Origin of the sequence: Pseudomonas sp. 43(2021) (genome assembly GCF_017490805.1) — a bacterium.
In the GTDB taxonomy this organism is placed as follows: domain Bacteria; phylum Pseudomonadota; class Gammaproteobacteria; order Pseudomonadales; family Pseudomonadaceae; genus Aquipseudomonas.
Window position 1 is genome coordinate 99,310 of sequence record NZ_JAFGYJ010000018.1, and the last position, 20,127, is coordinate 119,436.

General features: G+C 63.9%; 19 protein-coding genes. 14 read left to right on the plus strand and 5 right to left on the minus strand.

What is annotated here, in order from left to right; translation table 11 throughout:
• Window positions 1-89: 89 nt before the first annotated feature.
• From J5M71_RS16880 to trpE, 9 genes are all read left to right on the plus strand, one after another.
• Window positions 90-2,477 (plus strand): sensor histidine kinase, encoded by a 2,388-nt coding sequence (locus J5M71_RS16880; RefSeq protein WP_207834216.1) that lies wholly within the window; start codon window positions 90-92, stop codon window positions 2,475-2,477.
• A 7-nt stretch (window positions 2,478-2,484) separates the two neighbouring features.
• A complete protein-coding gene (locus J5M71_RS16885; RefSeq protein WP_170929296.1) occupies window positions 2,485-3,117 on the plus strand; it encodes a response regulator transcription factor in 633 nt (210 codons plus the stop codon).
• A 295-nt stretch (window positions 3,118-3,412) separates the two neighbouring features.
• The gene (locus J5M71_RS16890) at window positions 3,413-4,537 is read left to right on the plus strand and encodes an ABC transporter ATP-binding protein (RefSeq protein ID WP_063914589.1); all 1,125 of its coding nucleotides are present in this window, start codon (window positions 3,413-3,415) and stop codon (window positions 4,535-4,537) included.
• 40 nt (window positions 4,538-4,577) lie between these two features.
• Window positions 4,578-5,612: an ABC transporter substrate-binding protein gene (locus J5M71_RS16895; RefSeq protein WP_207834218.1), complete on the plus strand. Its 1,035-nt coding sequence runs from the start codon at window positions 4,578-4,580 to the stop codon at window positions 5,610-5,612.
• Between the two features lie 60 nt (window positions 5,613-5,672).
• Window positions 5,673-6,920, plus strand: coding sequence for an ABC transporter permease (locus J5M71_RS16900; protein WP_207834220.1), 1,248 nt, complete (start codon window positions 5,673-5,675; stop codon window positions 6,918-6,920).
• Between the two features lie 11 nt (window positions 6,921-6,931).
• Window positions 6,932-7,759: an ABC transporter permease gene (locus tag J5M71_RS16905; RefSeq protein WP_013970603.1), complete on the plus strand. Its 828-nt coding sequence runs from the start codon at window positions 6,932-6,934 to the stop codon at window positions 7,757-7,759.
• A gap of 173 nt (window positions 7,760-7,932) precedes the next feature.
• Window positions 7,933-8,607, plus strand: coding sequence for a ribulose-phosphate 3-epimerase (gene rpe, locus J5M71_RS16910; RefSeq protein ID WP_038408593.1), 675 nt, complete (start codon window positions 7,933-7,935; stop codon window positions 8,605-8,607).
• Window positions 8,604-9,422, plus strand: a complete 819-nt coding sequence (locus J5M71_RS16915; protein ID WP_207834230.1) for a phosphoglycolate phosphatase — start codon at window positions 8,604-8,606, stop codon at window positions 9,420-9,422. Before rpe ends, J5M71_RS16915 begins: the two co-directional genes overlap by 4 nt.
• Window positions 9,423-9,491: 69 nt before the next feature.
• Window positions 9,492-10,973, plus strand: a complete 1,482-nt coding sequence (trpE, locus tag J5M71_RS16920; protein ID WP_207834232.1) for an anthranilate synthase component I — start codon at window positions 9,492-9,494, stop codon at window positions 10,971-10,973.
• 113 nt (window positions 10,974-11,086) lie between these two features.
• On the opposite strand, the gene estP is transcribed toward trpE, so the two are convergent.
• A complete protein-coding gene (gene estP / locus J5M71_RS16925; RefSeq protein WP_207834240.1) occupies window positions 11,087-12,967 on the minus strand; it encodes an esterase EstP in 1,881 nt (626 codons plus the stop codon).
• A gap of 371 nt (window positions 12,968-13,338) precedes the next feature.
• On the opposite strand from estP, the gene J5M71_RS16930 reads away from it, so the two are divergent.
• The 4 genes from J5M71_RS16930 (at window position 13,339) to J5M71_RS16945 (ending at window position 16,691) form a co-directional block, all read left to right on the plus strand.
• Window positions 13,339-13,932, plus strand: a complete 594-nt coding sequence (locus J5M71_RS16930; protein WP_207834242.1) for an aminodeoxychorismate/anthranilate synthase component II — start codon at window positions 13,339-13,341, stop codon at window positions 13,930-13,932.
• A 9-nt stretch (window positions 13,933-13,941) separates the two neighbouring features.
• Window positions 13,942-14,991: an anthranilate phosphoribosyltransferase gene (trpD, locus tag J5M71_RS16935; protein WP_013970609.1), complete on the plus strand. Its 1,050-nt coding sequence runs from the start codon at window positions 13,942-13,944 to the stop codon at window positions 14,989-14,991.
• On the plus strand, window positions 14,988-15,821 hold the full coding sequence (gene trpC / locus J5M71_RS16940; protein WP_063914595.1) for an indole-3-glycerol phosphate synthase TrpC: 834 nt from the start codon (window positions 14,988-14,990) through the stop codon (window positions 15,819-15,821). Before trpD ends, trpC begins: the two co-directional genes overlap by 4 nt.
• A gap of 165 nt (window positions 15,822-15,986) precedes the next feature.
• Entirely contained in the window at window positions 15,987-16,691 is a 705-nt protein-coding gene (locus tag J5M71_RS16945) for a lipoate--protein ligase family protein (RefSeq protein ID WP_207834244.1), read from the plus strand.
• Here J5M71_RS16945 and crp read toward each other — a convergent pair.
• On the minus strand, window positions 16,688-17,332 hold the full coding sequence (gene crp / locus J5M71_RS16950; RefSeq protein ID WP_207834250.1) for a cAMP-activated global transcriptional regulator CRP: 645 nt from the start codon (window positions 17,330-17,332) through the stop codon (window positions 16,688-16,690). The genes J5M71_RS16945 and crp overlap by 4 nt on opposite strands.
• Before the next feature lie 192 nt (window positions 17,333-17,524).
• Here crp and J5M71_RS16955 point away from each other — a divergent pair, with 192 nt between their 5' ends.
• On the plus strand, window positions 17,525-17,947 hold the full coding sequence (locus J5M71_RS16955) for an OsmC family protein (protein ID WP_004376171.1): 423 nt from the start codon (window positions 17,525-17,527) through the stop codon (window positions 17,945-17,947).
• Between the two features lie 39 nt (window positions 17,948-17,986).
• Here J5M71_RS16955 and J5M71_RS16960 read toward each other — a convergent pair whose 3' ends face one another.
• From J5M71_RS16960 to J5M71_RS16970, 3 genes are all read right to left on the minus strand, one after another.
• Entirely contained in the window at window positions 17,987-19,027 is a 1,041-nt protein-coding gene (locus tag J5M71_RS16960) for a DUF2157 domain-containing protein (RefSeq protein ID WP_207834252.1), read from the minus strand.
• 10 nt (window positions 19,028-19,037) lie between these two features.
• The gene (gene coq7 / locus J5M71_RS16965) at window positions 19,038-19,685 is read right to left on the minus strand and encodes a 2-polyprenyl-3-methyl-6-methoxy-1,4-benzoquinone monooxygenase (RefSeq protein WP_025337477.1); all 648 of its coding nucleotides are present in this window, start codon (window positions 19,683-19,685) and stop codon (window positions 19,038-19,040) included.
• 65 nt (window positions 19,686-19,750) lie between these two features.
• Entirely contained in the window at window positions 19,751-20,089 is a 339-nt protein-coding gene (locus tag J5M71_RS16970; protein ID WP_063914599.1) for a histidine triad nucleotide-binding protein, read from the minus strand.
• Window positions 20,090-20,127: the final 38 nt, after the last annotated feature.

Below are 20,127 nucleotides of genomic sequence, written 5' to 3' on the forward strand. Positions count from 1 at the left end.
ACCCGGGGCCAGAATGATACCGGCAGCCTAATAGTATTTGCCCGTGACGGCCATGCTGCATGGCCGCCTTTGCCAAGACGAGCGTATAGATGAAGCGAGTGCGTCGCCTGTTGGTTATCGGCTGCTTGTGGCTGCCCTTGATTGCATTGGCCAGGCCCGAGACGGTGCCCACGGTTTCCCTGGAACCGGCCCAGCAGCAATGGCTGGATACGCATCGCAGCCTGCGCGTCGGCCTGGTGTTGCAGGCGCCCTACGCTCAGTTCGACCGGCGCCTGCAGCAACTGTACGGGGCCAACGTGGAATTGGTGAGCAGCCTGGCGCAGGTGCTGCGCCTGGACCTGACCTGGCGCAACTTCACCGACCAGGCCAGCCTTGAGCATGCCCTGCAGGCCGGCGAAATCGACTTTGCCCCAGGCCTTACCCAGACCCCCGCCAGCCTGCGCCTGTGGTTGTTCAGCGACCCTTACATGCGCGTGCCGCAACTGGTGGTGGGGCCGCGCACCGGGACCATGGCCGTGGAACTGGAAACGCTCGGGGCCGAGCAGCGGGTGGCTGTGCGCATGCCCAGCCAACTGGCGGACTACCTGCGCGGCAACTACAGCAACCTCAACCTGCAAGGGGTGCCCAGCGAGCGCGAGGCCCTGCAATTGGTGGTAGGCGGCCAGGCCAGTTTCGCCGTGCTGGATGAAGCCCAGCTCAGCCGCCTGTCGCGCGAAAGCGAGTTCGGCGAGCTGGCGGTGGTCGGCGATATCGGCCTGCCGCAACTGTTGCGCATCGGTTCGCGGCGCGACTGGCCGCTGCTGGCCGATGTGCTCGAGCGTGGGCTGCAGGCGCTGCCGGCCAAGGAGCTGGAACAACTGCACCAGCGTTGGCTGCAGCCAAAGTACCCACGTCTGAGTGAGTCGACTGGTTTCTGGCAGAACCTGGCCTTGCTGTCCGGCCTGCTGCTGTTGTGCGCGCTGGCCACCCTGGTGTGGCAGCGTCGGCAGCAGCGCCAACTGGAGCGCAGCCTGCTGGCCACGCGAGAAAGCCTGGTGGAGCGGCAAGTGCGTGAAGAAGCGTTGCGTCTGAGCCAGTTCGCCATCGACCAGAGCACGGTGGGCATCCTCTGGGTCAACTGGGACAGCCACGTACGGTACGCCAACCATGCCGCCGAGCGCATGCTGGGCTACGGTGAAGGCGCGCTGCTGGAGCGGCCGCTGAGCGACTTTGAACCCAGCTTGAGCATGGACCGCTGGCTGGAGCTGTGGAAGGGCGCGCGCACCGGGTCGGGCGGTGTCGGCCAGTTCGAGACGCAGTGCCGTCGGGCTGATCAGAGCCTGCTGCCGGTCGAGCTGTCGCTGAGTTTTCTGCGCTTTCGTGATTCCGAGTACCTGGTGGTCTACCTCGCCGATGTCACCGAGCGCCACCGCGCCCTGGCGGCCCTGCGCGAAAGCGAGGCGCGGCTCAAGGGCATTGCCGGCAACGTGCCGGGGCTGGTGTTTCGCCTGGAGCGCGACCCGGCCGAGGGCGACCTGGAGTTCCCCTACATCAGCGAGGGCAGCGAGGCCCTGGTGGGTTATGCGCCCAGCGAGATCCAGCACCCGCAGATGGGCCTGCGCAACCTGGTGCATCCCGAGGACCGCGCCGATTACCACCGGGTGCAGGACCTGGCCCTGGCCAGCGACCAGGACTGGTCCTGGCAGGGGCGTATCCTCACCCGCCAGGGTGAACAGCGCTGGGCCGACATCAAGGCCAGTACCCGGCGCCTGGGCAACGGCCAGGTGGTGTGGGACGGCGTGGTGTGGGACATCACCCAAGGCAAGCGGGCCGAGCTGGCGCTGGCCAGGTCCCAGGAGCAGCTGCGCGAACTGTCGGCCCACCTGGAAAGCGTGCGCGAGGAAGAAAAGGCCCGCATCGCCCGGGAAGTGCACGATGAACTGGGGCAGATGCTGACTGTGCTCAAGCTGGAGGTGTCGATGTGCGAGCTGGCCTTTGCCGAACTGGACCCGGGCCTGAACGAGCGCCTGGCCAGCATGAAGCGCCTGATCGCCCAACTGTTCCAGCTGGTGCGCGATGTGGCCACCGCCTTGCGCCCGCCGATTCTCGATGCCGGCATCGCCTCGGCCATCGAATGGCAGGCGCGGCGCTTTGAAGCACGCACGCAAATCCCCTGCCTGGTACAAGTACCGGATAATCTGCCAGCATTGAGCGATGCCAAGGCCATCGGGCTGTTCCGTATCCTCCAGGAGGCGCTGACCAACGTGATGCGCCACGCCCAGGCGCACAGCGTGGAGATCGAACTGGTGCGTGAGCACGGGCAATTGCGCATGACCGTCAGCGATGACGGCCAGGGCTTTTGCCGCGACCAGCCCCGGCCCACCTCGTTTGGCCTGGTGGGGGTGCGTGAGCGGGTGCTGATGCTGGGCGGCAGCATGGTGCTGGACAGTGAACCGGGCGAAGGCACCAGCCTGAGCGTGGCCATACCCTTGGAGTAGGAGAGCGATCGTGATTCGAGTGCTGGTGGCCGAAGACCACACCATTGTCCGTGAGGGCATCAAGCAGTTGATTGGCCTGGCCAAGGACATGCAGGTGGCGGGGGAGGCCGGTAATGGCGAGCAGTTGCTGGAAACCCTGCGCCACACACCGTGCGAAGTGGTGTTGCTGGATATCTCGATGCCGGGCGTGAATGGCCTGGAGGCAATCCCGCGTATCCGCGCGTTGCACGACGCCCCGGCGATCCTGATGCTGTCGATGCACGATGAAGCGCAGATGGCGGCGCGGGCGCTGAAGGCCGGGGCGGCGGGCTATGCCACCAAGGACAGCGACCCGGCGCTGTTGCTGACCGCGATTCGCCGGGTTGCCGCTGGCGGGCGCTATATCGACCCGGCGTTGGCCGACCGCATGGTCTTCGAAGTAGGCCTGACCGAGTCGCGGCCGTTGCACACGCTGCTGTCGGAGCGGGAGTTTTCGGTGTTCGAGCGCCTGGCCCAGGGCGCCAACGTCAACGACATCGCCCAGCAGCTGGCACTGTCGAGCAAAACCATCAGCACCCACAAGGCGCGCCTGATGCAGAAGCTGAAAGTGAACTCGCTGGCGGAGCTGGTGAAGTACGCCATGGAGCACAAGCTGGTCTGATTGCGACATGCACTTCCTGCAGTCTGTAGCGAGTCCCTGTGGGAGCGGGTTTACCCGCGAAAGGGCCTGACCTGCCATCTGCGGTGCCTGGGCCGGCCTCTTCGCGGGTGAACCCGCTCCCACAGCGGGCGCCGGAGGGCTGAGGGGAGCATTCCAAAACCGCCATCTTTGTAGGGGAATCCCTACAAAAAATCTTCCATCCGGATGATGGCATTCTCTCAGCACCCCCGATTTTCCGGCGCTTGCCGCTTGTCTAGTCTTTGCCTACGCAGTCATCCAACAAGAAGGTGCAGGCATGAGCGAGGCGAAGTCGAACGCTGCAACCAGCGAAACGCTGGTCAGCTTCCGTGGTGTGCAGAAGAGCTACGACGGCGAGTCGCTGATCGTCAAAGACCTCAACCTGGATATTCGCAAGGGCGAGTTCCTTACCCTGCTTGGCCCGTCCGGGTCGGGCAAGACCACCAGCCTGATGATGCTGGCCGGCTTCGAAACCCCCACCGCCGGTGAGATCCAGCTGGCCGGGCGCTCGATCAACAACGTGCCGCCGCACAAGCGCGACATCGGCATGGTGTTCCAGAACTACGCGCTGTTCCCGCACATGACCGTGGCCGAGAACCTGGCCTTCCCGCTGACCGTGCGCAACCTGAGCAAGACCGACATCAGCGAGCGGGTCAAGCGGGTACTGAACATGGTCCAGCTCGACGCCTTCGCCAAGCGCTACCCCGGCCAGTTGTCCGGCGGCCAGCAGCAGCGTGTGGCCCTGGCCCGGGCACTGGTGTTCGAGCCGCAGCTGGTGCTGATGGACGAACCGCTGGGCGCCCTCGACAAGCAGCTGCGTGAACACATGCAGATGGAGATCAAGCACATCCACCAGCGCCTGGGCGTGACCGTGGTGTACGTGACCCACGACCAGGGCGAGGCGCTGACCATGTCCGACCGCGTGGCGGTGTTCCACCAGGGCGAGATCCAGCAGATCGCCGACCCGCGCACGCTGTACGAAGAGCCCTGCAACACCTTCGTCGCCAACTTCATCGGCGAGAACAACCGCATCAACGGCACCCTGCTGGGCAGCGATGGCAAGCGCTGCCAGGTGCAGTTGCCGCGTGGCGAGCGGGTCGAGGCGCTGGCGGTGAATGTCGGCCAGGCCGGCGAGCCGGTGACCCTGTCGATTCGTCCGGAGCGCGTGCGCCTGAACGGCCACAGCGAAAGCTGCGTGAACCGTTTCTCGGGCCGGGTGGCCGAATTCATTTACCTGGGCGACCACGTGCGGGTGCGCCTGGAGGTTTGCGGCAAGGGCGACTTCTTCGTGAAGCAGCCGATTGCCGAGCTCGACCCGGCCCTGGCCGTGGGCGATGTGGTACCGCTGGGCTGGGAGGTGGAGCACGCCCGCGCGCTCGATCCGATTGCCGAAGCCCATTGATGGATTGCTTCACCAACCCTGTACTGTGGAGAGAATAATAATGCGCAAGCAGTTGAAACTGACCGCCCTGGCCCTGGGGCTGTTCGCCGCTGGCCAGGCCATGGCCGCAGACCTCACTGTGGTCTCGTTCGGCGGTGCCAACAAGGCGGCCCAGGTCAAGGCGTTCTACGAGCCCTGGGAGAAGGCCGGCAAGGGCAAGATCGTCGCTGGCGAGTACAACGGCGAAATGGCCAAGGTCAAAGCCATGGTCGACACCAAGAGCGTGTCATGGAACCTGGTGGAAGTGGAGTCACCGGAGCTGGCCCGCGGTTGTGACGAGGGCATGTTCGAAGAGCTCGACCCGGCGCTGTTCGGCAACGAGGGTGACTACGTGCCGGGCGCCATCCAGCCTTGCGGTGTGGGCTTCTTCGTATGGTCCACGGTGCTGGCCTACAACGCCGACAAGCTGAAGACCGCACCGACCAGCTGGGCCGATTTCTGGGACACCAAGAAATTCCCCGGCAAGCGCGGCCTGCGCAAGGGCGCCAAGTACACCCTGGAATTCGCCCTGATGGCCGACGGTGTGGCGCCGAAGGACGTGTACCAGGTGCTGGGCACCAAAGAGGGCGTGGACCGCGCCTTCAAGAAGCTCGACGAACTCAAGCCCAGCATCCAGTGGTGGGAAGCCGGCGCCCAGCCGCCGCAGTACCTGGCCTCGGGTGACGTGGTCATGAGCTCGGCCTACAACGGCCGCATCGCTGCCGTGCAGAAAGAGAGCAACCTGAAGGTGGTGTGGAACGGCGGCATCTACGACTTCGACGCCTGGGCCATCCCGAAAGGTGCCAAGGATGCCGACGAAGCGAAGAAATTCATCGCCTTCAGCGTGCAGCCCGAGCAGCAGAAGACCTACTCCGAGAACATCGCCTACGGCCCGGCCAATTCCAAGGCCGTGAGCCTGCTGTCGGACGCGGTGAAGAAGGACATGCCGACCACGCCTGAAAACATCGCCAACCAGGTGCAGATCGATGTGGCCTTCTGGGCTGACAACAGCGAGCAGCTGGAGCAACGCTTCAACGCCTGGGCGGCGAAGAAGTAAACGACCAGTGTGTGGGGCTGCATTGCAGCCCCCATTTCAGCCTGTATCGCGGAGTTCGCCATGGCCATTGCAGTGCCCCTCAAAGAAGGCGCAGGTCCAAGTCTCAAGCAGCGCCTCAAGCACGCCGAGCGGGTCAACCGCTGGAAGGCGCAGGCGTTGATCGCGCCGCTGGCGCTGTTTCTCCTGCTGGTGTTCCTGGTGCCGATCGCGGCGCTGCTGTACAAGAGCGTCGGCAACCCGGAAGTGGTTGGCGGCCTGCCGCGCACCGTGGGCGTCATCACCCAGTGGGATGGCAAGAGCCTGCCGGGCGAGGACGTGTACAAGGCGTTGAGCCAGGACCTGGCCGAATCGCGCAAGAACCAGACCCTGGGCGACCTGTCCAAGCGCCTGAACATGGAGCTGGCCGGCTACCGCAGCCTGTTGGCCAAGACCGCGCGGGCGCTGCCGTTCAAGAGCGAACCCGCTTCCTATAAAGATGCCTTGCAGGCCCTCGACGAGCGTTGGGGCGACCCGGCCTACTGGCAGGCGATCCGCCGCAACACCAGCACGGTCACCCCGTTCTACCTGCTGGCTTCGCTCGACCACCGTATCGATGACCTTGGCGAACTGGCCAAGGCCACCCCGGACCAGGCCATCTACCTGGACATCTTCGCCCGCACCCTGTGGATGGGTGTGGTGATTACCGCCATCTGCCTGGTGCTGGCCTACCCGCTGGCCTACCTGCTGGCCAACCTGCCGACCCGGCAGAGCAACCTGCTGATGATCCTGGTGCTGCTGCCATTCTGGACCTCGATCCTGGTGCGGGTGGCGGCGTGGATCGTGCTGCTGCAGTCGGGTGGCCTGATCAACAGCGCGCTGATGGCCATGGGCATCATCGACCAGCCGCTGGAACTGGTGTTCAACCGTACCGGCGTGTACATCTCGATGGTGCACATCCTGCTGCCGTTCATGATCCTGCCGCTGTACAGCGTGATGAAGGGCATTTCACCCAGCTACATGCGTGCGGCGATCTCGCTGGGCTGCCACCCGTTCGCCAGCTTCTGGCGGGTCTACTTCCCGCAGACCTACGCCGGCGTTGGCGCCGGTTGCCTGCTGGTGTTCATCCTGGCCATCGGCTACTACATCACCCCGGCACTGCTGGGCAGCCCGAACGACCAGATGGTCAGCTACTTCGTGGCCTTCTATACCAACACCAGCATCAACTGGGGCATGGCCACCGCGCTGGGCGGGCTGTTGCTGCTGGCGACCGTGCTGTTGTACCTGATCTATAGCTGGCTGGTCGGCGCCAGCCGCCTGCGCCTGAGCTGAGGAGCCTTGTCATGCTGAGCCCTTACATGTCGCCCGTGGAGCGGGTGTGGTTCTACAGCCTGCGCATTCTTTGCGGCCTGATCCTGCTGTTCCTCATTCTGCCGGTTCTGGTGATCGTGCCGCTGTCGTTCAACAGTGGCAGTTTCCTGGTCTACCCGCTGCAGGGCTTCTCGCTGCAGTGGTACCAGGACTTCTTCGGCTCGGCCGAATGGATGCGGGCCTTGAAGAACAGCATCATCGTCGCCCCGGCGGCCACGGTGCTGGCCATGGTGTTCGGCACCCTGGCAGCCATCGGCCTGACCCGTGGCGACTTCCCGGGCAAGTCGCTGGTGATGGCGCTGGTGATTTCGCCGATGGTGGTGCCGGTGGTGATCATCGGTGTGGCCAGCTACCTGTTCTTCGCCCCGCTGGGCATGGGCAACAGCTTCACCTCGCTGATCCTGGTGCATGCTGTACTGGGCGTGCCGTTCGTCATCATTACCGTTTCGGCGACCTTGCAGGGCTTCAACTATAACCTGGTGCGCGCTGCGGCCAGCCTGGGCGCCTCGCCACTGCTCACGTTCCGCCGGGTGACCCTGCCGTTGATCGCGCCCGGGGTGATTTCGGGGGCGTTGTTCGCCTTTGCCACGTCGTTTGACGAAGTAGTGGTGACCCTGTTCCTGGCCGGGCCGGAGCAGGCGACCCTGCCGCGGCAGATGTTCAGTGGTATTCGCGAAAACCTGAGCCCGACCATTGCCGCGGCGGCGACCTTGCTGATTGCCTTCTCGGTGGTGTTGCTGCTGACCCTGGAGTGGTTGCGCGGGCGTAGCGAGAAGTTGAGAACCCAGCAGCCCGGTTGAAGGTATGTTGCCTGTGCTGGCCTCTTCGCGGCTAAAGCCGCTCCCACAGGGTTTGTGCACCTGTGGGAGCGGCTTTAGCCGCGAAGAGGCCAGTACAGGTTGATGCTAATCAGCCTTCATCCGCTTCCCTGGGTTACAATGCGCGCCACCGTGATTCTGCCAACAGGTGCGCCATGCAGCCCTACGCTATTGCCCCCTCCATTCTCTCCGCCGATTTCGCCCGCCTGGGCGAGGATGTCGACAAGGTATTGGCCGCGGGTGCCGACATCGTCCACTTCGATGTCATGGACAACCACTACGTCCCCAACCTGACCATCGGCCCGATGGTCTGCACCGCCCTGCGCAAGTACGGCGTCACCGCCCCCATCGACGTGCACCTGATGGTCAGCCCGGTCGACCGCATCATTGGTGACTTCATCGAAGCTGGCGCTACCTACATCACCTTCCACCCGGAAGCCTCGCAGCACATCGACCGTTCGCTGCAGCTGATCAAGGACGGTGGCTGCAAGGCCGGCCTGGTGTTCAACCCGGCCACCAGCCTGGATGCCCTGAAGTACGTGATGGACAAGGTCGACATGGTGCTGCTGATGAGCGTCAACCCAGGTTTCGGCGGGCAGAAGTTCATCCCTGGTACCCTCGACAAGCTGCGCGAGGCGCGTGCGCTGATCGATGCCAGTGGCCGTGATATCCGCCTGGAAATCGACGGTGGCGTCAACGTCAACAACATCCGCGAGATCGCTGCCGCTGGCGCCGACACCTTCGTGGCCGGCTCGGCGATCTTCAACGCCCCGGACTACCAGGAAGTCATCGCCAGGATGCGCGCCGAACTGGCTCAGGCCCGCCCATGAGCGGCTTCGAGCAGCTGTTCCCGGGGACGCTGCCCAGGCTGGTGATGTTCGATCTGGACGGTACCCTGATCGATTCCGTGCCAGACCTGGCCGCCGCCGTGGACCGCATGCTGCTCGAACTGGGGCGCCCGCCCGCCGGCCTTGAGGCGGTGCGCCACTGGGTGGGCAACGGCGCCCAGGTGCTGGTGCGTCGGGCGCTGGCCGGTGGCATCGACCATGCCGCCGTGGACGATGCGCTGGCCGACCAGGCGCTGGCGCTGTTCATGGACGCCTATGCCGAGAGCCACGAACTGACCGTGGTCTACCCCGGTGTGCAGGACACCCTGCGCTGGCTGCGCAAGCAGGGCGTGGAGATGGCGCTGATCACCAACAAGCCCGAGCGCTTCGTCGGCCCGTTGCTGGACCAGATGAAGATCGGCAACTACTTCCGCTGGATCATCGGCGGCGACACCCTGCCACAGAAAAAGCCCGACCCGGCGGCGCTGCTGTTCGTCATGCAGATGGCCGGCGTTACCCCGCAACAGTCGCTGTTCGTCGGCGATTCGCGCAGTGACGTGCTGGCGGCCAAGGCGGCTGGCGTGCAGTGCGTGGGCCTGACCTACGGCTACAACCACGGGCGGCCGATCCACGACGAATCCCCCAGCCTGGTGATCGACGACCTGCGCGCATTGCTGCCCGGTTGCGCAGACCCGGCCACTGGGATAACGTTGGCGGACCTTCAAGCCTCACAAGACAGAGAGTCCACCGTGGCGGTTACTGGCAAATTCTGGATGAAAGTCATTAAGGCCCTGGCCCGTTGGCGTTGGCGCGCCTGACTTTAGCCTGCCGGCGCGTGCCGGCCCGTCCGTTTGCCTGACCTATTGCTGCTTGCCACGAGGCTACCCATGACCCGCGAAGAATTCCTGCGCCTGGCCGCTGCCGGCTACAACCGCATTCCCCTGGCCTGCGAAACCCTGGCCGACTTCGACACGCCGCTGTCGATCTACCTGAAACTGGCCGACCAGCCCAACTCGTACCTGCTCGAATCGGTGCAGGGCGGCGAGAAATGGGGCCGTTATTCGATGATCGGCCTGCCGTCGCGCACCGTGCTGCGTGTGCACGGTTACCATGTCAGCATCCTGCAGGATGGCGTGGAGGTGGAAAGCTTTGAGGTCGAAGACCCGCTGGCCTTCGTCGAAACCTTCAAGGACCGTTACAAGGTTGCTGATATCCCCGGCCTGCCGCGCTTCAACGGCGGCCTGGTCGGCTACTTCGGCTACGACTGCGTGCGCTATGTGGAAAAGCGCCTGGGCGCCAGCCCCAACCCGGACCCGCTGGGCGTGCCGGATATCCTGCTGATGGTGTCCGATGCGGTGGTGGTGTTCGATAACCTGGCGGGCAAGATGCACGCGATCGTGCTGGTCGACCCGGCTCAAGAGCAGGCATTCGAACAGGGTCAGGCACGCCTGCAAGGCTTGCTGGAAACCCTGCGTCAGCCGATCACCCCACGCCGTGGTCTGGACCTGAGTGGCCCGCAGGCTGCCGAACCGGAATTCCGCTCCAGCTACACACGTGAGGATTACGAGAACGCCGTCGGCCGTATCAAGGAATACATCCTGGCCGGTGACTGCATGCAGGTGGTGCCGTCGCAGCGCATGTCGATCGACTTCAAGGCCGCGCCTATCGACCTGTACCGTGCGCTGCGCTGCTTCAACCCGACGCCTTACATGTACTTCTTCAACTTTGGCGACTTCCATGTGGTCGGCAGCTCGCCCGAGGTGCTGGTGCGCGTCGAGGACAACCTGGTCACCGTGCGCCCGATTGCCGGTACCCGCCCGCGTGGTGCTACCGAAGAGGCCGACCGCGCGCTGGAAGACGACCTGCTGTCGGACGACAAGGAAATTGCCGAGCACCTGATGCTGATCGACCTGGGCCGTAACGACGTGGGCCGTGTGTCCTCGACCGGCAGCGTGCGCCTGACCGAGAAGATGGTGATCGAGCGTTACTCCAACGTGATGCACATCGTGTCGAACGTCACTGGCCAGCTGCGTGAAGGGCTGACGGCAATGGACGCGCTGCGGGCAATCCTGCCGGCCGGTACGCTTTCGGGGGCGCCGAAGATTCGTGCGATGGAGATCATCGACGAACTGGAGCCGGTCAAGCGTGGGGTTTACGGTGGGGCGGTCGGTTACTTCGCGTGGAACGGCAACATGGATACCGCGATTGCCATCCGTACTGCCGTGATCAAAGACGGTGAGCTGCATGTGCAGGCTGGTGGCGGCATCGTTGCCGACTCGGTGCCGGCGCTGGAGTGGGAAGAAACCATCAACAAGCGCCGGGCGATGTTCCGTGCGGTCGCGCTGGCCGAGCAGACTTCCGCCAAATAAATTGATTGGGGCTGCTTTGCAGCCCTTCGCGGGCACGCCCGCTCCCACAAGGCCTGTGCAATACCTGTGGGAGCGGGCGAGCCCGCGAAGGGCCGCAGAGCGACCCCATCAGTTCAGAAGTCGACGCTGACATCCAAACTCACTCCCTGCTGCGTCAACTCATCACTCTTGCGCCAGTTGTAGGACCCGCGCAAATGCACCCCCGCCACCACTTCATGGCTCACCCCCAGGCTCGCCCGGGTCAGGTCGCTGTGCGGCGTATACCCGGTCAGGGTGAAGTCGTTCGCCGGCAGGCTGGTCAGGTGCATCGTCACATCCTGCTGGTCATCCTCGAACTCATGCTCCTGCGCCACCTCGGCGAACAGCCGGGTACTCGGCAGCACCTGCACACTGCCCAGCAACCCCACACCCAAACGGCGTGATGTACGTTCCTGGTCATCGAAGCCCAGTGCCGTCGAGCGCCCGCTCTTCTCGTCATAGCCATCCACCTTCACCCGCGCATAGTCGGCGCCGATGAACGGCGCCAGCTGCCAGCTGCTGCCCTCGACCGCCAGGTTGTAGCCCAGCCGAGCTGACATCGCCCAGGCCTCGCCATTGGTGTCGCCCTTTTCGCTGCGGTCGTTCACGCCAAGGGCGAAGGTGCGCTTGAGGTCGCTGTAGTCCAGGTGCCCGGCGGTGAGCGCTGCATCGGCCCACCAATGGTCCTCGCGGTACTGGGCGAAGGCGCTGGCCAGGTAGCTGTCCAGCTTGTAGTTCGAGTCCTCTGCGCCGGCTTCCAGCTTCTGCCGGTACACGCCGCCGGCCAGGCCCAGGCGCCAGGCATCGTTCAGGCGGTAGCTGCCGCCCAGGGTAAGGTTGTAGCCGCGGCCATCGCCGCTGGCAGCGCTGCGCTGGCCGTCGAAGTCCAGGTCTTGGGCGCCGCTGGCGACGAAGGACTGCCACTGGCCAACTGCCTGCCAGGGTGTCTGCCATTGGTTGCGTAATTCGTCCTGGTGGGCGCGCAAGCTGGCGTGGGCCATCTCTGGCAACAGGGTCAGTTCCCACGGGGCGGAAAGGATCGAGTAGCCGTAGTCGGCAATCAGTTGCTGGCCGGCAATGGTCGGGTGCACCGAGTCGTTGAACAGCAGCTTGGTCGGGTCCGGCGTGGTGCCGTTGATGCCATACACCGGGTTTTCCACGCAGCCTTCGCCGCTGTAGCAGGTGCCGACCAGGTTCTGGCCACTGGCCAGGCCGAACTGCTCGGGGCTGGCCAGCGCTTCGCTCAGCAGCATGGGGATGTTCAGTGGAATGATCTCGGCATCGATCTGCCGCAGTTGGCCGAGCAGTGACTGGTTGAAGGCACCGGACAGCAGCGACAGCGGGTTCTGCTGCGGCGTACCGCTGAAGTTCGGCGTCTGGCCGAGATCGGGCAGCAGCCAGACCATGATATAGCGGGCACCGCCTTGCTGCAGGGCCTGGGCGCTGGCGGCCAGGCGGGCGCCAGCGGCCACGGCATCTGCCGGGCTGCTGACCAGGCCTTGCAGGAAGTCGTTGCCGCCACCGGTCAGGTAGTACAACGCGTTGGGGTCGGCGCGCAGGCCGTTGGCCAGGTAGCCCGGTTTTTCTCGCAGTACCTGCCCGGCGCCGGGGCGCCCGGGTGGGATGACCGTCTTGGACGTAGTGGTGATCGAATCCAGGATCTGCTGGGTGGTATAGCCGCCAACGGCCCAGTTGTTGCCGTCGGGAATCCCCAGTGCCGGGTTGATGGGGGATGTGGAAGGGCCCAGCGCTGTCGGGTCTACCCCGAGCTTCCCACCAAGGATCATCGGCGACACCGGCGCATAATTGCCATCGGCATCGCGGTTGGTAAAGCGCACGCCGCCAAACTGTCCCGCGTCGCTGAGGCTGTCGCCAAACACGATCATGCTGGAGTAGGGAGAGGGGGCGGCGAAGGCTTGGCTGCAGGCTAAGCCCAAGGAGGCGAGGGTAAAGCGCAATAACGGTGCTTTTCGCATCTGGGAATATCCTTTTCTTTGTTTTTTTATGAAGGACAACCCGATCGACCTTAGCAAATCGCAGTGCATCCCTCCCAAGTCCATTCGTTTCCCCGTGTTTACGGGCATATTGCGCCCGCCGCCCCGGTAGGCTACTGTGCCGTGACGTATGAGCGAGACCTATCCTGTGTTGATCGTCAGCAAACTCTTGATGCGCGTAATCAAGGCCCATGCCCGTTGGCGTTGGCGCGCCTGACTTTATCTCCTGCCGGCCCGTCCGGCCCGCCCCCGTTTGCCTTCCTGTCTACCGCCCCTTGTGGCAAAGCCGCGCCTGTTGGCGGGTGCAGAAAGGTTCGAATTCTGAAGTCAGTAGATTCAAGAGGTTTAACCCGATGTTACTGATGATCGACAATTACGACTCATTCACTTACAACGTCGTTCAGTACCTTGGCGAGCTGGGTGCCGAGGTCAAGGTCATTCGCAATGACGAAATGACCATCGCCCAGATCGAAGCCCTCAACCCCGAGCGCATCGTCGTATCTCCAGGCCCGTGCACGCCGAGCGAGGCGGGCGTGTCGATCGAGGCCATCCTGCATTTTGCCGGCAAGCTGCCAATCCTCGGCGTGTGCCTGGGCCACCAGTCCATCGGCCAGGCCTTTGGCGGTGACGTAGTGCGTGCCCGCCAGGTGATGCACGGCAAGACCAGCCCGGTCCACCACCGCGACCTGGGCGTGTTCGCCAGCCTCAACAACCCGTTGACCGTGACCCGTTACCACTCGCTGGTGGTAAAGCGCGAAACCTTGCCCGAGTGCCTGGAAGTGACTGCCTGGACCGCCCATGCTGACGGTTCGGTCGACGAGATCATGGGCCTGCGTCACAAAACGCTGAATATCGAAGGGGTGCAGTTCCACCCCGAGTCGATCCTGACCGAACAGGGCCACGAACTGTTCGCCAACTTCCTCAAGCAGACCGGCGGCCGCCGCTAAGGATCGAACATGGATATCAAGAGTGCGTTGAGCCGTATCGTCGGCCAGCTGGACCTTTCCACCGAAGAAATGCGTGACGTCATGCGCCAGATCATGACCGGCCAGTGCAGCGAAGCGCAGATCGGCGCCTTCCTGATGGGCATGCGCATGAAGAGCGAAAGCATCGACGAGATCGTCGGTGCGGTGTCGGTGATGCGCGAGCTGGCCGACAAGGTCGAACTGCAAAGTCTCGATGGCGTGGTCGATATCGTCGGCACCGGCGGTGATGGTGCCAACATCTTCAACGTATCCACCGCCTCGTCGTTCGTCCTGGCGGCGGCGGGTTGCACCGTGGCCAAGCATGGCAACCGCGCGGTATCGGGCAAGAGCGGCAGTGCCGACCTGCTGGAGGCCGCCGGCATCTACCTGAACCTGACGCCCACCCAGGTGGCCCGCTGCATCGACAGCCTGGGCATCGGCTTCATGTTCGCGCAAAGCCATCACTCGGCCATGAAGCATGCTGCCGGCCCGCGTCGCGACCTGGGGCTGCGTACCCTGTTCAACATGCTCGGCCCGCTTACGAATCCGGCCGGAGTGAAGCATCAGGTGGTCGGTGTATTCGCCCAGACCCTGTGCCGCCCGTTGGCTGAAGTATTGCAGCGCCTGGGCAGCAAGCACGTGCTGGTGGTGCACTCCAAGGACGGCCTGGACGAGTTCAGCCTGGCCGCGCCGACTTTCGTCGCCGAACTGAAGAATGGCGAAATCACCGAATACTGGGTCGAGCCGGAAGACCTCGGCATGAAGAGCCAGAGCCTGCACGGCCTGGCCGTCGAGAACCCCCAGGCATCGCTGGAGCTGATCCGCGATGCGCTGGGCCGACGCAAGACCGAGAACGGCCAGAAGGCCGCCGAGATGATCGTGCTCAATGCGGGCGCGGCGCTGTATGCCGCTGACCATGCCATGAGCCTGAAAGCCGGTGTGGAACTGGCCCACGACGTACTGCACACCGGGCTGGCCTGGGAGAAGCTGCAGGAGCTGGGTGCCTTTACTGCAGTATTCAAGGTGGAGAACGAAGCATGAGTGTGCCGACGGTGCTGGAAAGGATCATTGCCCGCAAGTTCCAGGAAGTGGCCGAGCGCAGTGCGCGCGTCAGCCTCGCCGAACTGGAGGGCCTGGCCAAGGCTGCCGATGCCCCGCGTGGCTTTGCCAAGGCCCTGATCGAGCAAGCCGGGCGCAAGCAGCCGGCGGTAATTGCCGAAATCAAGAAGGCTTCGCCGAGCAAGGGCGTGATTCGCGAGCATTTCGTGCCGGCGGAAATTGCCGTCAGCTACGAGAAGGGCGGGGCGACTTGCCTTTCGGTGCTGACCGATGTGGATTACTTCCAGGGTGCCGACGAGTACCTGCAGCAGGCCCGCGCGGCGGTGTCGCTGCCGGTGATCCGCAAGGACTTCATGGTAGACCCGTACCAGATCGTTGAAGCCCGGGCCCTGGGCGCGGACTGTGTGCTGCTGATCGTGTCGGCGCTGGATGACGTGAAAATGGCCGAACTGGCGGCCACGGCCAAGGATGTCGGCCTCGACGTGCTGGTGGAAGTGCACGATGGCGATGAGCTGGAGCGTGCGTTGAAAACCCTGGATACACCGCTGGTGGGGGTGAACAACCGTAACCTGCACACCTTCGAGGTCAGCCTGGAAACCACCCTCGACCTGCTGCCGCGTATTCCGCGTGATCGCCTGGCGATTACCGAGAGCGGTATCTTGAACCGGGCCGATGTGGAGCTGATGGCGATCAACGAGGTCTACTCGTTCCTGGTGGGTGAGGCGTTCATGCGCGCCGAGCAGCCAGGGCTTGAGCTGCAGCGGTTGTTCTTCCCGGATCAGGTGAAGAAGACTGTTCAGCAACTGGACTGATCGAAGCGAAGCCGGCATTGTCGCCGGCTTTTTTGTATGCCTGCCATGCCCCCTTCGCGGGCTCGCCCGCTCCCACAGGATGATCACTGCCTTTGGCATCTGTGGAATCCCTGTGGGAGCGGGCGAGCCCGCGAAGAGGCCGGTAAAAACGACATAGGTGGATCAATGACCGATCAACCCCTGGCCCTGACCGTAGAACAAGGCCTGCACGCCGAACAGGAACTGCTGGCCGCCGTCTGCCGCGGCGAACGCGACAGTGGCGTGCTGTTCTGGCGCCCGACCGACCACGCCCTGGTCATGCCTCGGCGCATGAGCCGACTGGAAAACTTTGAAGCCGCCTGCTCGGAGCTGGCAATCGCCGGCTGGCCGGTGCTGCTACGCGAAACCGGTGGTGAGCCGGTGCCGCAGTCTCATTCGACGGTGAACGTTGCCCTGGTCTATGTCGCCCCCCGCAGTGAAGGCGACCACGGCCGTATCGAGAACGCCTACGAGCGCCTGTGCCTGCCGCTGTGCGATGTGCTGCGCGAGTGGGGCGGGGTGGCGTCGGTGGGCGAAATCGACGGCGCTTTCTGCGATGGCCGCTACAACGTCAACCTCAATGGCCGCAAGCTGGTGGGCACTGCCCAACGCTGGCGCCAGGGGCTGGGCGGCAAGCGCCCGGTGGTGCTGGTGCACGGTGCGCTGCTGCTGGATAACGAGCGTGAGTCGATGGTGGCGGCGGTCAACCGCTTCAACGAGTGCTGCGAGCTGGAGCAGCGCTGCCGCGCCGATGCGCACATCGCCCTGCACGAAGTGGCGCCCGCGGCGCCCTGGTTCGAGCGGCTGTCGCAGGCCTATGCCAAGGTGCTGGCCGACCTGCCCAAGGACTAGCGGGTACCGTAGACCACCATGGTCTTGCCTTTGACCTGCACCAGGCTGCGCTCTTCAAGGTCCTTGAGGACGCGGCCGACCATTTCCCGGGAGCAACCGACGATACGGCCGATTTCCTGACGGGTGATCTTGATCTGCATGCCGTCGGGGTGGGTCATGGCGTCGGGTTGCTTGCACAGCTCCAGCAGGCAACGGGCGACGCGCCCGGTAACGTCGAAGAAAGCCAGGTCGCCGACCTTGCGCGTGGTGTTGCGCAGGCGCTGGGCCATCTGGCTGCCCAGGGCGTACAAGATTTCCGGGTCCTGGCGGGCCAGTTCGCGAAACTTCTCGTAACTGATTTCGGCTACTTCGCATTCGGTCTTGGCGCGCACCCAGGCACTGCGCTGTTGTTCACCCTCGACCGGTTCGAACAGGCCCAGCTCGCCGAAGAAGTCACCGTTGTTGAGGTAGGCGATGATCATTTCATGGCCGTTGTCGTCCTCGATGAGGATGGTGACCGATCCCTTGATGATGAACCACAATGTCTCGGCCCGGTCGCCGGCGCAGATGATGTTGCTTTTGGCGGTATAGCGGCGACGCTGGCAGTGCGCCAGCAGCTTGTCGATGTTCTTGATCTTGGCGGGTAGGGCAGAGGCAACCATCACGAAATCCTGTTCGATACGACGCATAGGCCTTTTTATAAAGGTTGGCTGGCGGTGTGCGCCAGTCATTTGGCGCCAGCTTATCAGACACTACAGGATGTTTCGGTACTAAACCGACACGACTCGTACTTTTCCCGCAGCCATACAAGGTCTAAGCTGACACCCTTTTTCGAATATCAGGAGTCCGGGTAGATGAAGGCACGTATCCAGTGGGCCGGTGAGGCGATGTTCCTCGGCGAATCGGGGAGCGGCCATGTCGTCGTGATGGACGGCCCGCCCGAGGCCGGCGGCCGCAACCTGGGTGTGCGCCCGATGGAAATGCTGTTGCTGGGCCTGGGTGGCTGCAGCAGCTTTGACGTGGTCAGCATTCTGAAGAAGTCGCGCCAGGCAGTGGAAAGCTGCGAGGCTTTCCTGGAGGCCGAGCGTGCCAGCGAAGACCCGAAGGTGTTTACCAAGATCCACATGAACTTCGTGGTGAAGGGGCGTGGGCTGAAAGAGGCCCAGGTCAAGCGTGCGGTGGAGCTGTCGGCGGAGAAGTATTGCTCGGCTTCGATCATGCTCGAGCGTGCCGGGGTAGAGATTACCCACGGGTACGAGATTGTAGAGCTGGGTTGAGCCCCGGATTTTTGGGGCTGCAACGCAGCCCCGACAATTTCAGCTGCGAAGCGCCGGCAGTGCAGCCCGCACCCATCCCGGCAAGCAGCCCCGCATCACCCGGCTCAACCGCTCCCGCCGCTTCTGGTAAACCAGCCCCAGCCCGATAACCCCAAGCCCGATCAGGGTCACCACCAGCGGGAACAGCAGCGAGTCGGCAAACACCTCGTACGACAGGTACCCCAGGTAAGCCGCCACGCCCAGCGCCCCGAACACCATGAACACCGGCCGACGTAACAGCACCGCCATGCCCATCAGTACAATATTGATCAGGCAGTACAGGGCCTTGCCCAACTCGCTGCCGCTGTCCACCAGCGTCAGCCCGCCCCAGAATGCCGCCAGCCCGGCCAGGTAGCCCCAGTGGGCGTAGTCTTCGCGGGTGCGACCATCCACCCCGACGAACACCACCAGCAACCCCAGCCCGAACCACAACGAAACCTCGCGGCGTTGCTCCCAGCTGAATGGCGAGCCGAAGAACCATTCGCTCAGGTCCATCGACATGAACCACAAGGCCACGGCAATCGGCATGACGATGAACGGGTAGGGGATCAGCCGCAGCATCAACAACCCGGCAAGCACCGTGGCCGCTTCCATTGCCAGCCAGCCGCCCTGCACGTAGGTGTAGTACTGGTGATAGTTCGCCTGCGCATCATCCATCGGCCACCAGCCGGCCAGCCGTTCGATGGCGAACACCGCCAACGGCACGATGCTGACCGCCACCGCCGCCAGCACCCCGGCCGCGACGGGCTGTACGCGCCGTTGCAGGTTAACGGCGAACAGCGTGAGCAGCAGAATATAGAGGCTGGCGATGACCAGCAGCGCCCAGTCGCCGATGCGCATCCAGGCTTCGGTGAGCAACCAGCCCATGGCTGCCATGATCAGCATGGCGCCGAAGTAGAAAGCGACATGGGCCAGCTGGAAGCTGCCACGCTGTGCCGGTTGCTGGCGCAGGAACGCCAGCAGGGCCTGGTCCTGGCCCGGCTGGAGAATGCCGGCTTGCACGGCGCGCGCCAGGTCCTTGGCGTCGAAACGGTCCGTCATGGTGATGCCTTCAGATACGGTAGGTGCTCTTGGTCATGACCTTGGCCAACAGGCTCATGCCAAAGCGAACCGGGGCGGGGAAGCGATATCCGCCGGCTTCCAGCGCAGACTCGGCGTGCTGTTCCTCATCGATGCGCATTTGCTCGAGGATGGCCCGGGATTTTTCGTCTTCCTGCGGGATCTGCTCCAGGTGCTCGTCGAGGTGCTTGCAGACCTGGTGCTCGGTGGCAGCGACGAAGCCCAGGCTGACCTTGTCACTGACCAGCCCGGCGAGTGCGCCGATGCCGAACGACATGCCGTAGAACAAAGGGTTGAGTACGCTGGGGTGGCTGTTCAGCTGGCGAATGCGCTGTTCGCACCAGGCCAGGTGGTCCACTTCTTCCTCGGCGGCGTGTTCCATGGCCTTGCGCACTTCGGGCAGCTTGGCGGTCAGGGCCTGGCCCTGGTACAGCGCCTGGGCGCAGACTTCACCGGTGTGGTTGATGCGCATCAGCCCGGCAACATGGCGCGCCTGCTGCTCGTCCAGGTCGACGTCCGGCTGGACGATGGCCGGCGATGGGCGGGCGGGTTGGCCGCTGAAGGGCAGCAAGGTGCGCATGGCGGTATCGGCCTGCAGCAACAAGCGGTCGAGCGGCGAGTAGTGACGTTCGGTAGCCATCGGGCACCTCCGCAAGAATGTGCCCGACAGTTTACCGCAATAGTGGCAGGGTCGCTTGCCGTGGATCAGCCCGGTGGCCAGTGCATCTGGCGCTGGCCAAGCACGTGCATGTGGATGTGGTAGACGGTCTGGCCGCCCTGCTCGTTGCAGTTCATGACCACGCGGAAGCCGTCCTCGCAGCCAAGTTCCTTGGCCAGGCGCTGGGCGGTGAACAAGATGTGGCCAGCCAGGCCTTTGTCTTCTTCGGTCAAGTCATTGAGGGTGCGGATGTGCTTTTTCGGGATGACCAGAAAATGCACCGGCGCCTGGGGGGCGATATCGTGGAACGCCAGTACCTGGTCGTCCTCGTAGATGATCTTCGCCGGGATGTCCCGGTTGATGATCTTGATGAATAAATCGTCCACAGCACTTGCTCCATGGTGAGGGTCGGGCCGAGTGTACT